The sequence below is a fragment of the Streptomyces chisholmiae genome, assembly GCF_031845445.1.
Classification (GTDB): domain Bacteria; phylum Actinomycetota; class Actinomycetes; order Streptomycetales; family Streptomycetaceae; genus Streptomyces; species Streptomyces chisholmiae.
The window spans coordinates 1-17518 of record NZ_JAVREO010000024.1 but is presented as its reverse complement, the minus strand read 5'-3'; the positions used below and the strand labels follow the sequence as shown (position 1 = coordinate 17518).

Genomic DNA, 17518 nt, shown 5'->3' with positions numbered 1-17518 from the left:
CGGGAAGTGGCTGCTCGTCGGTGTCATGCCACCCAGTAAAACAGACCGGTCAGGGACAGATCGCCACGGTCAGCCGTGCTGTGGCCAACACCACGCTCCGGCCGGCCGGGCCGGCCGCCGGGAGCCTGGCCCCCGGCGGCGGGCGGGCGTCCCGGCCCCCGTAGAGTCGTCGCCATGTTCACCCCGTTGACGGTCACGGTCGTGGTGACCGCCCTCCTGCTGGCCGTCTGGTGCGGGTACGCCTCCTTCCGGGACCAGCCGGTGAAGGACTGGCACTACGCGGGCGCGGCCCTGGTGCTGCTGCTCGCCCTCGCCCAGACGGTGGTCTCCGGAGTGGCGCTGGCCGGCGGGGACCGGCCGGCCGGCGAGGGCAGCACGCTCGTCTTCGTCTGCTACCTGGTGGCGGTGCCGCTCTGCCTGCCGATCACCGCGGCCGTCTCGCTGACCGAGCGGAACCGCTGGGGCTCGGCGACGGTCGCCGCCGGGGCGGCGATCCTCGCCGTCCTGGAGATCCGGCTGGCCGACGTGTGGGCGGGGGCCGCCGGTGTCTGAGCCGACGACGGCCACCGCGGCCACCACGGAGGACCGCCGGCTGGCCCACGGGCCGGGGCGGCTGCTCCTGCTGCTCTACGGGGTGTTCGCGGTCGGCGCCGCCTCGCGGTCCGGCTACCAGCTGGCCACCCGCTTCGACGAGGCGCCGCTCGCCTACCTGCTCTCGGCGGTCGCAGCGCTGGTCTACGCGGTGATCACGGTCTGCCTGGCGCGCGGCGGGGAACGCTCCCGCCGGGTCGGGCTGGTCGGCTGCGGCATCGAACTGGTCGGGGTGGTGACCGTCGGCACCTGGTCCGTGGTGGACCCGGGCGCCTTCCCGGACGCCACCGTCTGGTCCGACTACGGCCTCGGCTACCTGCTGCTGCCCGTGGTGCTGCCGCTCACCGGGCTGCGCTGGTTCGGCCCGTTCACCCACCGGCGGACCGCCGGGACCGCGGACTGACGCGGGCCGGTCGGGCCGCCCACCGGCGGCCCGACCGGCCGGCCGTCACGCGCTGGCCGCCAGCGGCCTGACCTGCTCCGGCACGGCCACCGGCTTCTCCATGGTGACCAGGCTCAGCTGCCGGCTGATCTGCTCGGTGGCCACCGGGGCGTAGCCGAGGCGCCGGTAGAGCCGCTGGTTGCCGGCGCTGCGGTGACCGGTGAAGAGCCGGTACCTGGCGGCGGCCCGCTCGGCGGCCAACCGCTGCTCGATCGCCACCAGCAGCCGCCCGCCCAGCCCGTGCCGCTGCATCCGGGGATGCACGATCAGCCGGCCGATGCGGGCCGTGCCGTCGTCGTCCACGGAACCGCGCACCGAGCCCACGACCTCGTCACCCAGCCGGGCCACCAGCACGCAGGAGGCGGCCAGTTCGGCCCGCAGCTCGCTGAGGCTCTGGGTGAGCGGCTCGATGGAGTAGTCGCCGTACAGCTCGGCTTCCGGCTGGTAACAGAGGTACTGGAGCTTGAGGATCTGCTCGGCGTCCCGCTCGGTCGCCGCGTCGATCGTGACGCTCATGCCCATTGCACACGCCTCCAGGTGAGGAGTCCGGCCGGCCGCGCGGTTGAGGGTGTGCGCGGAACCCGGCGATAGCCCTGACGGCGCAGGTCAGAACCCGCGCCGTCAGCATTGTGCTAGGGACGGGGCCGTTGTGGAATGCCCCCGGGCCAACTGGCCCGTGTGATTCCCGACTCGGCCCACCGCCAGGCCACCAGCGGGGCTGACATGGCGTCAGCCCCGGAAGTCCGCCGCGGCCAGCAGCGCGGTGTCCGGGTGGTCGGCGAAGACGCCGTCCACGCCGGCCTCGAAGTAGGCCCGCAGCGCGCCGAAGACGTCACCGTAGCCGTTCGGGTCGGCGCCCCGGCGGTGGTCGGCCGGCAGGAAGGCGTTCTCGTTGCGCAGCGTGTAGGGGTGCACCAGGAGGCCGGCCGCGTGCGCGTCGTCCACCAGGCTGGTGGGGCTGGTCAGCGAGCCGTCGGCGGCCCGCGGGATGACCAGGTCGAGGGTCGGGCCCAGGCCCTGCGCGTAGCCGGCCAGCTCGGCCAGCCCGGCCGGGGTGATCAGGTCGGCGACGGTGCGCGGATCGCCTGACTCCACGAAGTCCCACGGCCGGTCGCCGGCCGCGCCGAGCAGCACCACCCGGGGGGTGTCCACCAGCTCGGCCAGCCTGGCCATGCTGCTCGGCTCGAAGGACTGCAGGAAGATCGGGGCGTCGGCGCGGTGCAGCCGGTGCCGGCGCAGCAGCCGGGCCAGCGGCTCCTCCAGGCCCAGCCCCAGCGAACGGAAGTAGCTGGGGTGCTTCGTCTCGGTGTAGAGCCAGACCGGCCGGCCCCGCTCCCGGCCGCGCTCGGCGGCCCACTCCAGCACCTCGGCGAAGGTCGGGATCTCCCATCGGCCGTCGTAGAGGGTGTTGTTCGGACGGCGCTCCGGGATGCGCTCGGTGGCCCGCAGCGTCTTCAGCTCGGCCAGCGTGAAGTCCTCCGTGAACCAGCCGGTCAGCTCGACGCCGTCCACCGACCTGGTGGTCCGGCGGTCGGCGAACTCGGGGTGGTCGGCCACGTCGGTGGTGCCGGTGATGTCGTTCTCGTGGCGGCACACCAGGTGGCCGTCCCGGGTCGGCACCAGGTCCTGCTCGATGATGTCGGCACCCATGTCCAGGCCCAACTGGTACGCGCCGATGGTGTGTTCCGGCCGGTAGCCGGAGGCGCCCCGGTGCGCGACCACGGTCGGCACCGGCAGCTTGCCCCGGCCGGCGCCGGGCCGGCCACGCCGCGCGTCGGCCGCCTGGGCGGTGCCGGCACCGGCGGCCGCCAGGCCGGCGGCGCCCGCGCCGGCCAGTGCCGCGCCCAGCACGCCGCGCCGGGCGAGCCGGCCGTTGGTCGTCTTGGCCACCTGTCGAGCTGCCATGGGAACTCCCTCGCCGTTGATCAGGTCGCGGACGATGGTAGGAACGCGCTCCCCTGGGCACGAGGGCGCGCGGGCGAACTCTGGGCGAAGGCGGCCCAAACCACTCCCCCGGCGGCCTCCGGTTGTGACGTTGTCCGCACCATGGGGTGAACCCTGTGCGGGACGGGGACGTTCACGCGAGTATCGTCCCTATGCGTCGCGCCCGCGCGGGCGCGGGGTGACGCGTGACCGACCGAGCGCGCGCGCATGACCGACCGGAGGGGAAGTTGTCCCGATTCGTGCTGCTGAAGGTGCTGCTTGGGCCCCTGCTGAAGCTGCTGCTGCGCCCACGGGTCGAGGGGCTGGAGCGGATCCCCGGCCAGGGGCCGGTGATCCTCGCCGGCAACCATCTGACCTTCATCGACTCGGTGATCCTGCCCCTGGTCTGTGACCGCCAGGTCTTCTTCATCGGCAAGGACGAGTACGTCAAGGGCCGCTCGCTGAAGGGCCGGGTGATGGCCTGGTTCTTCACCGCGGTCGGCATGATCCCGGTGGACCGGGACGGCGGACGCGGCGGGGTGGCCGCGCTGATGACCGGCCGCCGGGTGCTGGAGCGCGGCGACGTGTTCGGCATCTACCCCGAGGGCACCAGGTCCCCCGACGGCCGGCTCTACCGGGGCCGGACCGGGATCGCCCGGCTGACCCTGATGACCGGCGCCCCGGTGGTGCCGTTCGCCATGATCGGCACGGACCGGGTCCAGCCGGGCGGCCGTGGGCTGCCCAAGCTGGGCGGCGGCCGCCGGATCACGGTGCGCTTCGGCCAGCCGCTGGACTTCTCCCGCTACGAGGGCATGGACCGGGACCGCTACGTGCTGCGGGCCGTCACCGACGAGGTGATGACCGAGGTGATGCGCCTCTCCGGCCAGGAGTACGTGGACATGTACGCCACCAAGGCCCGCGCCGCGTAGCGGCTGGCCGCCGGGAGCGGAAGCCGGCGCCCTGGCGGCGCCGGCGCGCCGGCCGACCGCCGGGGGCGGGCGGAGAAGCCGGCTCCCAGCCGATCGCCGGTTTCGGCCAGCGCGGGCGGCCGTGGCCGCCGTGCCGGCTAACCGCCGGGGGCGAGCGCGGGACTCCCGACCCATCGCGGATCCAGGCCGGCGAACGCGGGCGCCGTGCCGGCTGGCCGCCGGGGCGACAACCCCGGGCACTGGCACGGACGGCGCCGGTGAGCCGGCCGCGGAAGGCGGCGTGGCCGCCGTACCGGCTGGTCGCCAGCCCCCACCCGGTGCCTGGGACGGCGGGACCGGCAACCGCCGGGCCACCGTCGCTTCGGTGGCCGACCGTCCCCGACCCGCGCACCAGACGGCGCGGCGCCGCCGACAGCCCATCTCACCCGCCGCTCAGGGATCCCGCCGCCACCGACCAGCCCGGCCCCACCACCGCGTCAGCGGCAGGGCGCCGCCGTCCCGCACACCGGACCGGCCAGCGCCGTCAGTTCACCGCGCCCGCCCGGGCATAGCGGGCGACACGGAACACGAGACACCACGGCAGCGGTCGAGGCACACCGGACGGCAGGAAACCACCAGCGGCAGCACGGTCAGCCGCCCCGCCCGTGTAGCGCATCAACGGCCACCGAAGCGGCGTCCCTCCGCGCCAGCGCCCCGACGTTCCCGCCCGCACGACCCGGAGCACGGCCGGCCACCGCGCCGGCGGAGGACACAGCACCATCAGCAGCCACGCCGGCGGCTTGGGCGTCCCGGCCGCCGCGCTGAACAGCCGGGGCGTCACCAACCACCACGCCAGGCAGCTCAGCGGCACGGAGAATCCGGCACGCGGTGCGCCGGCCAGCGCGGCACCGAACCACCGGCGGCAACACCGTCGGCCACCCCGCCCACGCAGCGCATCAACGGCCACCGAACCGCCGTCTCGCCACGTCAGCGGCACCGGACCACGACCGGCACAACACCGTCAACCGCCGGACCGGGACGGCACAGGCCCGTCAACCACCGCGCCGGCGGCTCGACGCCTCGGTCCACCACACCACTCGCCAAGGCGCCACCAACCGCCGCGACGGCAGCTCAGCGGCACAGCCGCACCACACCACGGCCGCCGCACCGCCGCATCACCAGCCGCCGGATCAGCGGCACGGAGCCACCATGGCGGCACTGCCAGGCCGCCGCGCCAGCGGCACCCGCGGCACCCGCAGCACCGAAGCACCGGCCCGCACTCCGGGCGGCAGCGCCGTCAGGCCCCGCGCCAGCGGGTCAGCGCCAGGGGAGGGCGGCGCGGGTGCGCCAGTAGGTGGTGGGGGGTTCCACCAGGCGGGCCAGGGAGGTCAGCCAGGCCGGGTCGAGGCGCAGGCCGGCCGCGGCCACGTTGGTGGTCAGCTGCTCGACGGTGGCCGCGCCGGAGAGCGCCAGCCCGGCCCACGGCTGGGCCAGCACCGCGGCCAGCGCCACCGCGTCGGCGCTGGTGCCGGTCTCCTCGGCGAGCCGGCGCAGCTCCGGCGGCGCGGCCTGGCCGGCCAGCCGCCCGTTGGCCAGCGCCTCCTTGACGATCACCGTGCGGCCGGCGGCGTGCGCCTCGGCCAGGGCCGGGCCGGCGGACGGCTCCAGCAGATTGAAGGTGGCCTGCACGGTGCCGAAGAGCGGCTGCCCGGCGACGGTGACGGCGAGTGCCGCGCGGATCGCGTCGGCCTGCGCCGGCCCGCTGGTGGAGAGGCCGACCGTCACGCCGTCCTCGACCAGCCGGGCGAGCCGCGCCAGCACGGTCGGGTCGGTGAGCGCCGGGCTCTCCGGGGTGACCGAGTGGATCTGGTAGAGGTCCAGGCGGTCGCCGAGCAGCGCCCGGCTCTCCGCGTACTGCCGGTCGAAGGTGGCCGCGCCGTGGTCCTTGACCTCGTGGGTGTCCGCGGTGACCCGCCAGTCGGCGGTGTAGGTGTAGCCCCACTTGCTGCCCACCGCCAGCTCCCTGGCGGCGTCCGTGCGGCTGTCGAGCCAGTCGGCGAGGAACTCCTCGGCCCGGCCGTAGGAGCGGGCGGTGTCCAGGTAGCGCACGCCCTGCGCGTAGGCGGCGTCCAGCAGTTGGTGGGTGCGTTCCCGCAGGGCCGCCGGGGTGCGGTCGGCCGGCAGGTCGTCGGCCCGGCCGAGGTTGAGGTAGCCGGGGCGGCCCACGGCCGCCAGCCCGAGCCCGATGCGGGCGGTCGGGGTGGCCTCGGGGTGGAATCGGGTGAACGCCATCGGTGCCCTCTCAAGCCTGGTCGCCGGGGAGATGCCCACCGTACCGGCCGCACCGGCCGGTACCCGGCGGCGACCGGGTGGCCGCTGACTACGATGATCGGTTGGTGGCCGCCCGTGGGGGTGGCCGGGCACGACGAGGGAGCACGGATGGCTGTCGAGGGCAGTGGGCTGGCCGAACGCCCGGTGCGGTGGGGTGTGCTGGCGACGGGTGGGATCGCCGCGAAGTTCGTCGCGGACCTGGCCGAGTTGCCGGACGCCGAGGTGGTGGCCGTCGGCTCCCGCTCAGCAGAGTCGGCGGAACGATTCGCCGAGCGGTACGACATCGGGCGGGCGCACGGGAGTTGGGCCGCGCTCGCGGAGGACCCCGAGGTGGACGCCGTCTATGTGGCGACCCCGCACAGCGCGCACCACGAGGCGGTGCGGCGCTGCCTGGAGGCCGACACCCCGGTGCTCTGCGAGAAGCCGTTCACGCTGAACGCGGCGGAGGCCGAGGAGCTGGTCGCGCTGGCCAGGCAGCGGCGGGTCTTCCTGATGGAGGCCATGTGGACCTACTGCAACCCGGTGGTGCGGCGGCTGGTCGAGCTGGTCGGGGACGGGGCGATCGGCGAGGTCCTGGCGGTGCACGCCGACTTCGGCATCGAGGCGCCGATGGACCCGAGCCACCGGCTGCGCGACCCGCTGCTGGGCGGCGGGGCGCTGCTGGACCTGGGCGTCTATCCGGTGGCCTTCGCCCAGCTGCTGCTGGGTGAGCCGGCCGAGGTGCGGGCCTGGGCCCGGCTGTCCGGCGGGGTGGACGAGAACACCGGGCTGCTGCTGGGCTACGCGTCGGGCGCGGTGGCCGCGCTGACCTGCTCGCTGGTCGCGGACACCGCGCGGACCGCGGTGATCACCGGCTCGCTGGGGCGGATCGAGTTCCCGCGGGGCTTCTTCCACCCGGAGCGGTTCGTGCTGCACCGGGCCGGCGCGGAGCCGGAGGAGTTCTCCGCGCCCGGGCCGTCCGGCTCGTTCATCCACGAGGCGGCCGAGGTGGGCCGGGCGCTGCGGGCCGGCGAGACGGAGTCGCCGCTGGTGCCGCTGGACGGCACCCTCGCGGTGATGCGCACGCTGGACGCGGCCCGCCGCGAGATCGGGCTGCGCTACCCGGGCGAGTAGACCGGCCCCGGCGGCCGGCCCCGGGGTGCGCCGGGGCCGGCCGGGGGCGGGGTCTAGCTAGGCCAGCTGGCAGCCGAGGCGTTCAGCCTCCGTGGCGGCGTACCGGTCGAGCAGCTCGGTCAGTTCGATGCCCTCCCGTTCGAGCCAGCGGTCCCAGGACTGGGCCAGCACCACGCCCGACTCGGCGCCGCACTCCAGAACCCGGATCGGGTACTGCCCACGCCGCTCCTGTGCGAGGAAGGGCGCGGCGAGGCCGGGATCCTCGACGGTCACCAGGCGGAAGATCTGCTCCGGGTCGTGGGGATATCCGCTGCAGACCCGGACGGGCCCGCCCGGGGTGCCGAGCATGGCGGCGGGCAGCCCGTCGGGCGGCTGGGTGCCGGTGCCGCAGAACTCCTCCCGGTCCTCCACGACTTCGGCGCCAGGTGGCTCCTCGGCGAGCGAATCGTCGTCGGTGGCGTACCGGCCGTGGCAGCCGTAGTGGTCGAGCGCCGCGTTGGCCACCCGGAGCGCGGTCCTGGCCACCTCGCCGTCCGCCGGCTCGACGTACTTGCCCTCGGCGACCACGCTGACCACCCGGGTGTCCGAGCGCCCGAACGCCTCCCCGGGGTGACAGTCCGGTGGTAGCCGAACCCAGGCCGCGCGCGGCCCGGCCAACCCGACCGGGTCCCCTGGATAGGGGGTCAGCTCAGGGTGCAGGAACCTCTCGGCCCACGTCCCCGTCACGTCGTGGGCGTCGATCCAGCCGACCGTGACGGTGAGTTGTTGCCGTAGCCCCTGTTCACCCACGACAAGCTGACACTGCGGGGAGTTGCCACCCAGCGGCGTCTCGCCCTGGACGACGCTCCGCTCGATCATGGACTCGCTGAGCACGCCGGCGAGGTCGTCGCGGCTCAGGGCCCCCCAACAGAACGTGGACGGGGCGTCGTCCCAGCGGTCCGCAGCGGTGCCGACGCCCAGGGTGGTGCCGGCGCCGAGCAGCAGGCCGAGCAGCGCGCCGAGGGCCAGCGGCCGCCGGCGGCGCCAGCGGCCGGTGGCGACGGTCGGCTCCGCCGGGCCGCTCGGGTCGTTCGGGTCGTTCGGGTTGTCCTCGTGGTGGTCAGGCATCGGGGGCGACTCCTTCGCAGTCACGGGACGGGGCCATCGCCCGCTGGTAGTCGGCGAGCAGGTCGGCGGGATTCCAGTCGGCGTCCGACGCGACGTGCGCCGCGAAGAGCGTCCGGGTGGGCTCGGGCTCGCCGGTGCCGCAGTCGACGGTGGCGACGGCCAGCGGGCCGCCGTGCAGCGCCGTGCCGTCCCAGCCGTCGAGCGGTCGGGCGTCCAGGCCGTCGGCGATGGCCTCCAGCAGCCGGATCTGGTTCGGGTCGGCGGTGGCGAGCAGCACCGTCGCCGAGGCCGGGGGGCCGAAGGCGGGCAGTTCGCCCGTCAACGTGTCGAAGAGCGGGCGGCGCTCGGCCAGCGAGCAGCCGATGTCGCCGTCCCCGACGCCCACCGCCGGGGTCCAGGCGTGGAAGTCGGCGTACCGGCGCGAGCCCAGGAGGTTGACCTCCTGACCCGCCGTGGGCAGTTCGGGGTGGCCGCACAGGTGTCCCTCGCCGTAGCTGCCGAGGGGCACCCGCTGGATCGGGGCGACCTCGGTCGGCAGCGCGGCCGCTTCGTCGTCCTCGCCGGCCGGGTCCTCGTCGGCCGCGCAGCCGGCGTCGGACATCCCCTGCCGGGCCACGCCGACCAGCAGTTCGGCCAGGTGGGACGGGCTGCCCGCGGGACGGCTGCCGTGGTCGGCGTCGCCCCGGCCGAGGCTCGCCTCGCTGTAGCGGGTGGTCATGGTCACCACCGCCGGTCCGCCGTCGATCGCGCAGCGTTCGGGCAGCACCAGCAGGCCGTGCTCGGACGTGACGCCACCGGAGAGCCCCACGGGCAGCGGCGCCACGTCCCCCCGCAGGTGCTCCTCGATCCAGGTGACCAGCTCGTCCTGGTCCGCCGGGAGCGGGCCGTAGGAGACCTCCAACGTGTGCTGCCAGGTCTCGTCATCCTCCGCCAGCGTCACCACGACCTCGCACGAGCCGCGCGGGTCGGCCGCCGACGGGCGGGCCTCGGAGACCTCGACCTCGCCGCCCGCCCAGGGGGACTCCAGCCCGCCCCAGGCACCCCAGCAGTCGGCGTCGGAGTCGGTGTCCGAGCCGATGACGACGATCGTGGCGGCGGCCGCGGCGACCAGCAACACCCCGGCGCCAACCCAGACAAATCGTTTGCGACTGCGACCCGCTCGGGCCGTGGACGGCTCGTCCGACACGCGGTCCTCCCCCACTGTGGCACCGGCTGTTCGCCCGCGAGTCTAGGTGAGCCGTTGCGAGCAGCGGAGTTGGGGTACCGAGTCGATGCCTGAGCACGCGGAACACCCCGAGCCGCAGCGGGCTCGGGGCGCTTCTTTCCCGTGTACGGACGCGAAGCCCGTGGTCGGTGGCCGGTCGTCAGACCAGGCTCGGCCGGGCGGCCAGCCAGTCGCGCTGACCGCCCAGGTCGACCTTGGCCTCGGCCAGCTGCCCGGCCACCGCGACCGGCGCGGTGCCGCCCCGCGCGGAGCGCGCCGCCAGCGCGCCCTCGACGGTCAGCACCTCGCGGACCTCGGGCGTGAGCCGCGGCGAGATGGCGGCGAACTGCGCGTCAGTCAGCTCGTCCAGCTCGATGCCCTGCCCCTCGCAGACCTTGACGCACTCGCCGGCCACCTCGTGCGCGTCCCGGAACGGGACACCCCGCTTGACCAGCCACTCGGCGATGTCGGTCGCCAGCGAGAAGCCGGCCGGCGCCAGCTCGGCCATCCGCTCCCGGTTGACCGTGAGGGTGGCCAGCATGCCGGTGAACGCCGGGAGCAGCACCTCCAGTTGGTCGCAGGAGTCGAAGACCGGCTCCTTGTCCTCCTGGAGGTCCCGGTTGTAGGCCAGCGGCAGCGCCTTCAACGTGGCCAGCAGGCCCGTCAGGTTGCCGATGAGCCGGCCGGACTTGCCGCGGGCCAGCTCGGCGATGTCCGGGTTCTTCTTCTGCGGCATGATCGAGCTGCCGGTGGAGAAGGCGTCGTGCAGGGTCACGAAGGAGAACTCCTTGGTGTTCCAGACGATCACCTCCTCGGCGATCCGGGACAGGTCGACGCCGACCATCGCCGTGACGAAGGCGAACTCGGCCGCGAAGTCCCGGGCCGCGGTGCCGTCGATGGAGTTGGCCGACGAGCCGCCCTCGAAGCCCAGCTCGGCGGCGACCGCCTCCGGGTCCAGGCCGAGCGAGGAGCCGGCCAGCGCGCCCGAGCCGTACGGCGAGACCGCCGTGCGGGCGTCCCACTGGCGCAGCCGCTCCGCGTCCCTGGACAGCGCCTGGACGTGCGCCAGCACGTGGTGGGCGAAGAGCACCGGCTGGGCGTGCTGGAAGTGGGTGCGGCCCGGCATGGCGACGTCCGGGTGCGCCTCGGCCAGCGCGATCAGCGTCTCCTGGAGGTCGGCCAGCAGCCCCGCGATGATCCGGGCGTGGTCCCGCAGGTACATCCGGAAGAGCGTGGCGACCTGGTCGTTCCGGGACCGGCCGGCGCGCAGCTTGCCGCCCAGCTCGGCGCCGAGCCGCTCCAGCAGGCCGCGCTCCAGGGCGGTGTGCACGTCCTCGTCAGCGATGGTGCCGGTGAACGAGCCGTCCGCCACGTCGGCGGCCAGCTGGTCCAGGCCGGCCAGCATCGCGGTCAGCTCGTCCTCGGTGAGCAGGCCGGCGCGGTGCAGCACCCGCGCGTGCGCCCGGGAGCCGGCGATGTCGTAGGGGGCGAGCCGCCAGTCGAAGTGCACCGAGGCGCTCAGCCGCTCCAGCGCCTCGGCCGGGCCGTGGGCAAACCGGCCGCCCCAGAGCCGGACCTCGGGCGCGCCGTCGTCGGGCGTCGGCTGGCTCACGGGGCGACGTCCCGCTTCGCGGCGATCTTGGCGGACAGCGAGAAGATGTCGATGAAGCCCTTGGCCAGCGACTGGTCGAAGCTGTCGCCGGTGTCGTAGGTGGCGAGGTTGAAGTCGTAGAGCGACTCCTCCGAGCGCCGGCCGGTGACGGTGGCCCGGCCGCCGTGCAGGGTCATCCGGATGTCGCCGCTGACGTGCTGGTTGGCCTCGTTGACGAAGCCGTCCAGGGCCTTCTTCAGCGGGGAGAACCACAGGCCGTCGTAGACCAGCTCGCTCCACCGCTGCTCGACCTGCCGCTTGTAGCGGGCCAGCTCGCGCTCGACGGTGACGTTCTCCAGCTCCTGGTGCGCGGTGATCAGCGCGATGCCGCCGGGCGACTCGTAGACCTCGCGGGACTTGATGCCGACCAGCCGGTCCTCGACCATGTCGATCCGGCCCACGCCCTGGCCGCCGGCCCGCTCGTTCAGCTCCTGGATGGCCTGGAGCATGCTGACCGGGCGGCCGTCGATGGCGACCGGCACGCCGGCCTGGAAGGTGATCACGACCTCGTCGGCGTCCCTGGGGTCCGCCGGGTTCTGCGTGTACTCGTAGATGTCCTCGATCGGGGCGTTCCAGATGTCCTCCAGGAAGCCCGTCTCGACGGCCCGCCCGAAGACGTTGGCGTCGATCGAGTAGGGGGACTTCTTGGAAGTGGCGATCGGCAGGCCCTTCTCCTCCGCGAAGGCGATGGCCTTGTCCCGGGTCATCGCGTAGTCGCGGACGGGGGCGATGCACTTCAGGTCGGGCGCGAGGGAGGCGATGCCGGCCTCGAACCGGACCTGGTCGTTGCCCTTGCCGGTGCAGCCGTGCGCCACGGTGTCCGCGCCGTGCTTGCGGGCGGCGGCCACCAGGTGCTTGACGATGACCGGCCGGGAGAGCGCGGAGACCAGCGGGTAGCGGTCCATGTAGAGCGCGTTGGCCTTGATCGCGGGGAGGCAGTACTCCTCGGCGAACTCGTCCTTGGCGTCCACCACCTCGGCCTCGACGGCGCCGCAGGCCAGCGCGCGCTTGCGGATGACGTCCAGGCTCTCGCCGCCCTGGCCGACGTCCACGGCGACGGCGACCACCTCGGCGCCGGTGGCCTCGGCGATCCAACCGATGCAGACCGAGGTGTCCAGACCGCCTGAGTAGGCGAGTACGACGCGCTGGGTCACGGTGTCTCCTTAGGGCAGGCAGTGCTGGCACCGCGCTGGGGCTCTCCGAATATGGAATAAGTATGCGGCACTCCGTATGCTTCGTCAAACGTACAGGTCAAGGCCGCATAAGCGGCCCCGATCCGGCCCCCGACGGGGTGACCTACGCTGATCCGTGCGCCGCGCGACCACCGTCGAGGCCCGGCGCGGAGGAGTGCCCGATGTTCAGCGCCGCGCTCGGCGACGACGCCGCCCTCTGCCCGCTGGAGCCGCACCAGGCGGCCGAGCTGGCCGCCTTCACCGAGCGCAACCGCGCCCACCTCCAACCCTGGCTGCCCTGGGCGCACACCGTCACCGACACCGAGTCGGCGCGCGGGCTGCTCCAGCGGTACGCGGAGCGCCAGGCCGCGGACACCGGCCGGTTCCTCGCCATCCGCCAGGGCGGCGCCCTGGTCGGCGGGATGCTCCTGATGGACTTCGACACCGGCGCCCGCTCCTGCGAGCTGGGCGCCTGGCTCGCCCCCGAGGCGCGGGGGCGCGGGCTGGTCACCCGGGCCGCCACCCGGGTGATCGACTGGGCCGTCGAGGAACGCGGCATCGTCCGGGTCCAGTGGCGGGTCGCGCCGGTCAACGTGGCCAGCGTCGCGGTGGCCCGACGGCTGGGCATGCGGCACGAGGGCACCACCCGCAGCGTCTTCGAAATGGGCGGCGAACGCCACGACTTGGCGATCTGGGCGGTGCTCGCCGACGAGTGGCGGGCCGCGCGCGTTAACCCACACGGGTAGTTCCCGCCGACTCCCCAGTCACCCGGGTGGCGGCAGAGCGGCCGAAGGAACCGCTGGTCAGCCGGGCCGGCCCCGGCCAGGCCCGGCGGGCGCGTGGAGCCCGGGGGCGACCCGGCCCGCGAGGCGCCGTTTTGGTGCTGACCACGGGCGGCCAAGCTGGGACCCGTCCGTTGCCCCTGACCGGCCGAGGGAGTCTCGATGACCACCGTTCCCGACACCAAGGACGAGCGGCGCGACGCGCACCGCGCGCTGCGCGAGGCGCGGCAGCTGCTCGACCCCGGCCTGCGGGCGTGGGTGCGCCGGCTGCCGGAGCCGGTGGCCCGGGTCGCCTCCTACCACTTCGGCTGGACCGACAGCGCCGGCCGGCCGGACACCGCCCCGGCCGGCAAGGCGCTGCGGCCGGCGCTGGTCTTCGGCTGCGCCGAGGCCGTCGGCGGCCGGGCTGCGGACGCGGTGGCCCCGGCGGTGGCCGTGGAGCTGATCCACAACTTCTCACTGCTGCACGACGACATCCTGGACGGCGACGCCACCCGCCGGCACCGGGCCACCGCCTGGGCGGTCTTCGGCTCGTCGGCGGCCCTGCTGGCCGGCGACGCGCTGCTGAACCAGGCCGGCCGGGTGCTCGCCGAGCCGGGCGGGCCGCCGCACGCGCTGACCGGCGTGCGCTGGCTGAGCGACGCCACCGCCCAGCTGATCGACGGGGAGCAGACCGACCTCGCCTTCGAGGAACGGGCCCGGGTCAGCCTCGACGAGTGCCTGCTGATGACCGAGCGCAAGACCGCCGCGCTGCTGGCCTGTTCCTGCGCGCTGGGCGCGCTGTGGGGCGGCGGCGACGAGCACGCCACGGAGACGCTCCGCCGGTTCGGCCACCACCTGGGCATGGCCTTCCAGCTGACGGACGACCTGCTGGGCATCTGGGGCGACCCGCGGGTCACCGGCAAGCCGGCCGGCGCCGACCTGGCCAGCCGGAAGAAGTCCCTCCCTGTGGTCGCCGCGCTGGACTCCGGCACGCCGGCCGGCCATCGGCTGGCCGAGCTGTACACGGACGAGGAGCCGGGCGAGGACGGCGGGGTGCCGGTGGACACGCTCGCCGCGCTGGTGGCCGAGGCCGGGGGCCGGACCTGGGCGGAGGAGGCGACGGCCGAGCAGCTCACGCTGGCCCGCGGCTGCCTGACCGCCCTGCCCGGGCCGCCCGAGGCGGCGGCCCAGCTGACCGCCCTGGTCAACCTGGTCGCCGACCGCGACCACTGATCCCGGCCGGGGGCTGAGCCGAAGTCTCGGCCCCGGCCGGGCCGGGGGGCCCGACCGCCGGGCCGAGGCCGCTGGCGGCCGGGGCGGCGTCCCCGCTGGTGCCCGCGCCGTGCCGGCCGGCGCCGGCCTCCGGCGGGACGAACGAAAGGTGCCCCGGCCCGGCCGGGGCCCTGCTCACGCCCCCCCGGCGCCGGGCTGGTCGGGTTGGTTGGCCTCGCGTTGGGCCAGGCGGAGCAGGTGGTCGGCGAGGGACTGGCCGCCCAGGGGGTCGCGGCTGATCAGCAGCAGGGTGTCGTCCCCCGCGATGGTGCCCAGGATGTCGTGCACCTCGGCCTGGTCGATCGCCGAGGCGAGGAACTGCGCCGCCCCTGGCGGGGTGCGCAGCACCACCAGGTTGGCCGAGGCCTCGGCGGAGATCAGCAGTTCGCCGGCCAGCCGCGCCATCCGTTCCTCCTTGGCCGACTCGCCCAGTGGTGCCCTGGGCGTGCGGAAGCCGCCCTCGCTGGGCACCGCGTAGATCAGCTCGCCGCCGGCGTTGCGGATCTTCACGGCGCCCAGCTCGTCCAGGTCCCGGCTGAGCGTCGCCTGGGTGACGCTCAGCCCGTCGTCGGCGAGGAGCTTCGCCAGCTGGCTCTGGGAGCGCACCGGCGACCGGTTGAGGATCTCCACGATCCTGCGGTGCCGGGCCGTGCGGGTCTGCGGTACCGCGGGGCCGTGGCCCGCACCGCCCTTGGGCTGCGCCTCGTCCGTCATGCTCCCTCTCCGGTTGTCATCCGTCCCCGCCGGCGACGGTCGGCCGTCACCGGTGGTCAGCCGTCGCCGTCGCGCGCGGCGGCGTCCAGCACCCCGGGCAGCGCGGCGAGTAGCGCGTCCACCTCCGCGTCGCCGATGATCAGCGGCGGGGCCAGCCGCACCACGTCGGGCGTCGCCGCGTTCACCAGCAGCCCGGCCTCCTGGGCCAGCCGCTGCACCCGGGCGGCCACCGGCTCGGTGAGCACGATACCGACCAACAGGCCGGCGCCCCGGACGCCCTCGACCAGTGGGTGCCCCAACTGGTCGATGCCGGACCGCAGTCGCTCGCCGGTGGCCTTGACCCGCTGGAGCAGGCCCTCGTTCTCGATGGTGTCCAGCACGGCGAGCGCGGCGGCGCAGGAGACCGGGTTGCCACCGAAGGTGGAGCCGTGCCGGCCGGGGGTGAACAGCTCGGCGGCCGGCCCGAAGGCCATGGTGACGCCGATCGGCAGGCCGGCGCCCAGCCCCTTGGCCAGGGTGACCACGTCGGCGGCCACCCCCTGCGCCTGGCCGGCGAACCAGTGTCCGGTACGGCCGATGCCGGTCTGCACCTCGTCCAGTGCCAGCAGCGCGCCGGCCGCCGAGGTGATCTCCCGGGCGGCGGCCAGGTAGCCGTCGGGCGGTACGACCACGCCGTTCTCGCCCTGGATCGGCTCCAGCACCACCAGCGCCGTCTCGCTGGTGACGGCGGCCCGCAGCGCCTCGACGTCGCCGTAGGGGACGTGGGTGACGTCGCCGGGCAGCGGGTGGAAGCCGTCCTGCTTGCCGGGCTGGCCGGTGAGTGCCAACGCGCCCATGGTCCGGCCGTGGAAGCCGCCGTGGGCGGCGACCATGTGCCGGCGGCCGGTGAGCCGGCCGAGCTTGACGGCGGCCTCGTTGGCCTCCGCGCCGGAGTTGGCGAAGTAGACCCGGCCCTGCCGGCCGGCCAGCGCCAGCAGCCGCTCGGCGAGCGCCACCGGCGGCTCGGCGACGAAGAGGTTGGAAACGTGCCCCAGCCTGGCGACCTGGGCGGAGACCGCGGCCACCACCGCGGGATGCCCGGTGCCCAGGGAGTTGACCGCGATGCCGCCGAGGAAGTCCAGGTACGCGCGGCCGTCGGCGTCCCAGAACGTGGCGCCCTCCCCGCGGGTCAACGGCACCCTGGGCAGGCCGTAGTTGTCCATCAGCGACGCCTGCCAGCGGGCGTTCAGCGTCTCGTTGTCGGTCATGACTCTCCCTCGGCCGCGGCCGGCTCGGCGGCCGGCCCGGCGAACGGTTCCACGGTGGTCGCCGGGGCCGGCTCCGGGTCGGGGACGACCATGGTGCCGACCCCCTCGTCGGTGAAGATCTCCAGCAGGATCGAGTGCTGCACCCGGCCGTCGATGACCCGGGCGGTGCGCACCCCGGCCCGGACCGCCGCCAGGCAGCCGGCCATCTTGGGCACCATCCCGCTGGCCAACTCCGGTAGCAGCCGCTCCAGTTCGCTGACGGTCAGCCGGTCGATCACCTCGTCGCTGTGCGGCCAGTCCGCGTACAGCCCCTCGACGTCGGTGAGCACCATCAGCGTCTCGGCGCCGAGCGCGGCGGCCAGCGCGGCGGCGGCGGTGTCGGCGTTGACGTTGTAGACGTGGTCGTCGTCGGCGCTGCGGGCGACGGACGAGATCACCGGGATGCGGCCGTCGGCCAGCAGCGCCTCGATGGCGCCGGTGTCGATGGCGGTGATCTCGCCGACCCGGCCGAGGTCCACCGCCTCGCCGTCCACCTCGGCGAACTGTTTGCGGGCGGTGAGGAGATGGGCGTCCTCGCCGGTCAGGCCGACGGCCAGCGGGCCGTGCCGGTTGAGCAGGCCGACCAGCTCGCGCTGCACCCGGCCGGCGAGCACCATCCGGACCACGTCCATGGCCTCCGGCGTGGTGACCCGCAGGCCGGCCTTGAACTCCGAGGTGAGGCCGTGCCGGCTCAGCTCCTCGCTGATCTGCGGGCCGCCGCCGTGCACCACCACCGGGCGCAGCCCGGCGTGCCGCAGGAAGACCACGTCCTGGGCGAAGGCGGCCTTCAACTCCTCGTCCACCATGGCGTTTCCGCCGAACTTGATCACCACGGTCCGGCCCTGGTGGCGGGTCAGCCAGGGCAGGGCCTCGATCAGGATGCGCGCCTTCGGCAGCGCGGTGTGTCGGCGGGTGGGGCTCGGGGGCGGGGAACCGGGTTCGGTGTCCTTGGCTGCGTTGGCCGTCATCACACGCTTTCGGCTCGGAACGGGCCGGCTGGCCGGTGGGCCAGCGGCGGGGGGGGTGGGAGGAAACAGGGG

At 74.7% G+C, this 17518-nt stretch carries 16 protein-coding genes; 6 read left to right on the top strand and 10 right to left on the bottom strand.

The annotated features are described in order from the left end of the window. The first annotated feature begins 174 nt into the window (after window positions 1-174). Window positions 175-552, top strand: a complete 378-nt coding sequence (locus tag RM844_RS28245) for a hypothetical protein (RefSeq protein WP_311670249.1) — start codon at window positions 175-177, stop codon at window positions 550-552. Continuing rightward, window positions 545-994 carry a hypothetical protein gene (locus RM844_RS28240; RefSeq protein ID WP_311670248.1) on the top strand — a complete coding sequence of 150 codons (450 nt, stop codon included), beginning with the start codon at window positions 545-547 and terminating at the stop codon, window positions 992-994. The genes RM844_RS28245 and RM844_RS28240 overlap by 8 nt, the downstream gene beginning before the upstream one ends. A 45-nt stretch (window positions 995-1039) precedes the next feature. Here the strand turns inward: RM844_RS28240 and RM844_RS28235 are convergent, their stop codons facing one another. Continuing rightward, window positions 1040-1555 (bottom strand): GNAT family N-acetyltransferase, encoded by a 516-nt coding sequence (locus RM844_RS28235; RefSeq protein ID WP_311670247.1) that lies wholly within the window; start codon window positions 1553-1555, stop codon window positions 1040-1042. A 207-nt stretch (window positions 1556-1762) separates the two neighbouring features. Continuing rightward, the gene (locus RM844_RS28230) at window positions 1763-2938 is read right to left on the bottom strand and encodes a glycerophosphodiester phosphodiesterase (RefSeq protein WP_311670246.1); all 1176 of its coding nucleotides are present in this window, start codon (window positions 2936-2938) and stop codon (window positions 1763-1765) included. Between the two features lie 266 nt (window positions 2939-3204). On the opposite strand from RM844_RS28230, the gene RM844_RS28225 reads away from it, so the two are divergent. Continuing rightward, complete coding sequence (locus RM844_RS28225) at window positions 3205-3885, top strand: lysophospholipid acyltransferase family protein (protein ID WP_311670245.1); 681 nt, start codon at window positions 3205-3207, stop codon at window positions 3883-3885. Between the two features lie 1296 nt (window positions 3886-5181). Here RM844_RS28225 and RM844_RS28220 read toward each other — a convergent pair. Then, window positions 5182-6156 (bottom strand): aldo/keto reductase, encoded by a 975-nt coding sequence (locus tag RM844_RS28220; protein WP_311670244.1) that lies wholly within the window; start codon window positions 6154-6156, stop codon window positions 5182-5184. Window positions 6157-6303: 147 nt separating this feature from the next. On the opposite strand from RM844_RS28220, the gene RM844_RS28215 reads away from it, so the two are divergent. After that, window positions 6304-7308, top strand: a complete 1005-nt coding sequence (locus RM844_RS28215) for a Gfo/Idh/MocA family protein (protein ID WP_311670243.1) — start codon at window positions 6304-6306, stop codon at window positions 7306-7308. 57 nt (window positions 7309-7365) lie between these two features. Here RM844_RS28215 and RM844_RS28210 read toward each other — a convergent pair whose 3' ends face one another. The 4 genes from RM844_RS28210 to RM844_RS28195 form a co-directional block, all read right to left on the bottom strand. Next, window positions 7366-8415, bottom strand: a complete 1050-nt coding sequence (locus RM844_RS28210; RefSeq protein WP_311670242.1) for a hypothetical protein — start codon at window positions 8413-8415, stop codon at window positions 7366-7368. Beyond that, on the bottom strand, window positions 8408-9601 hold the full coding sequence (locus tag RM844_RS28205) for a hypothetical protein (protein WP_311670241.1): 1194 nt from the start codon (window positions 9599-9601) through the stop codon (window positions 8408-8410). The genes RM844_RS28210 and RM844_RS28205 overlap by 8 nt, the downstream gene beginning before the upstream one ends. A gap of 178 nt (window positions 9602-9779) precedes the next feature. Next, complete coding sequence (argH, locus tag RM844_RS28200; protein ID WP_311670240.1) at window positions 9780-11231, bottom strand: argininosuccinate lyase; 1452 nt, start codon at window positions 11229-11231, stop codon at window positions 9780-9782. Next, complete coding sequence (locus tag RM844_RS28195) at window positions 11228-12424, bottom strand: argininosuccinate synthase (RefSeq protein WP_311670239.1); 1197 nt, start codon at window positions 12422-12424, stop codon at window positions 11228-11230. Before RM844_RS28195 ends, argH begins: the two co-directional genes overlap by 4 nt. 200 nt (window positions 12425-12624) lie before the next feature. Here RM844_RS28195 and RM844_RS28190 point away from each other — a divergent pair, with 200 nt between their 5' ends. Continuing rightward, on the top strand, window positions 12625-13188 hold the full coding sequence (locus RM844_RS28190) for a GNAT family N-acetyltransferase (RefSeq protein WP_311670238.1): 564 nt from the start codon (window positions 12625-12627) through the stop codon (window positions 13186-13188). A 198-nt stretch (window positions 13189-13386) separates the two neighbouring features. Beyond that, window positions 13387-14439, top strand: coding sequence for a polyprenyl synthetase family protein (locus tag RM844_RS28185; protein WP_311670237.1), 1053 nt, complete (start codon window positions 13387-13389; stop codon window positions 14437-14439). 174 nt (window positions 14440-14613) lie between these two features. Here the strand turns inward: RM844_RS28185 and RM844_RS28180 are convergent, their stop codons facing one another. The 3 genes from RM844_RS28180 to argB are packed head-to-tail and all read right to left on the bottom strand — an operon-like array spanning window position 14614 to window position 17446. After that, the gene (locus tag RM844_RS28180) at window positions 14614-15192 is read right to left on the bottom strand and encodes an arginine repressor (protein ID WP_311670236.1); all 579 of its coding nucleotides are present in this window, start codon (window positions 15190-15192) and stop codon (window positions 14614-14616) included. Window positions 15193-15248: 56 nt separating this feature from the next. Next, entirely contained in the window at window positions 15249-16439 is a 1191-nt protein-coding gene (locus tag RM844_RS28175; protein WP_311670235.1) for an acetylornithine transaminase, read from the bottom strand. Next, window positions 16436-17446 carry an acetylglutamate kinase gene (argB, locus tag RM844_RS28170; RefSeq protein WP_311670234.1) on the bottom strand — a complete coding sequence of 337 codons (1011 nt, stop codon included), beginning with the start codon at window positions 17444-17446 and terminating at the stop codon, window positions 16436-16438. Before argB ends, RM844_RS28175 begins: the two co-directional genes overlap by 4 nt. Window positions 17447-17518 lie beyond the last annotated feature (72 nt).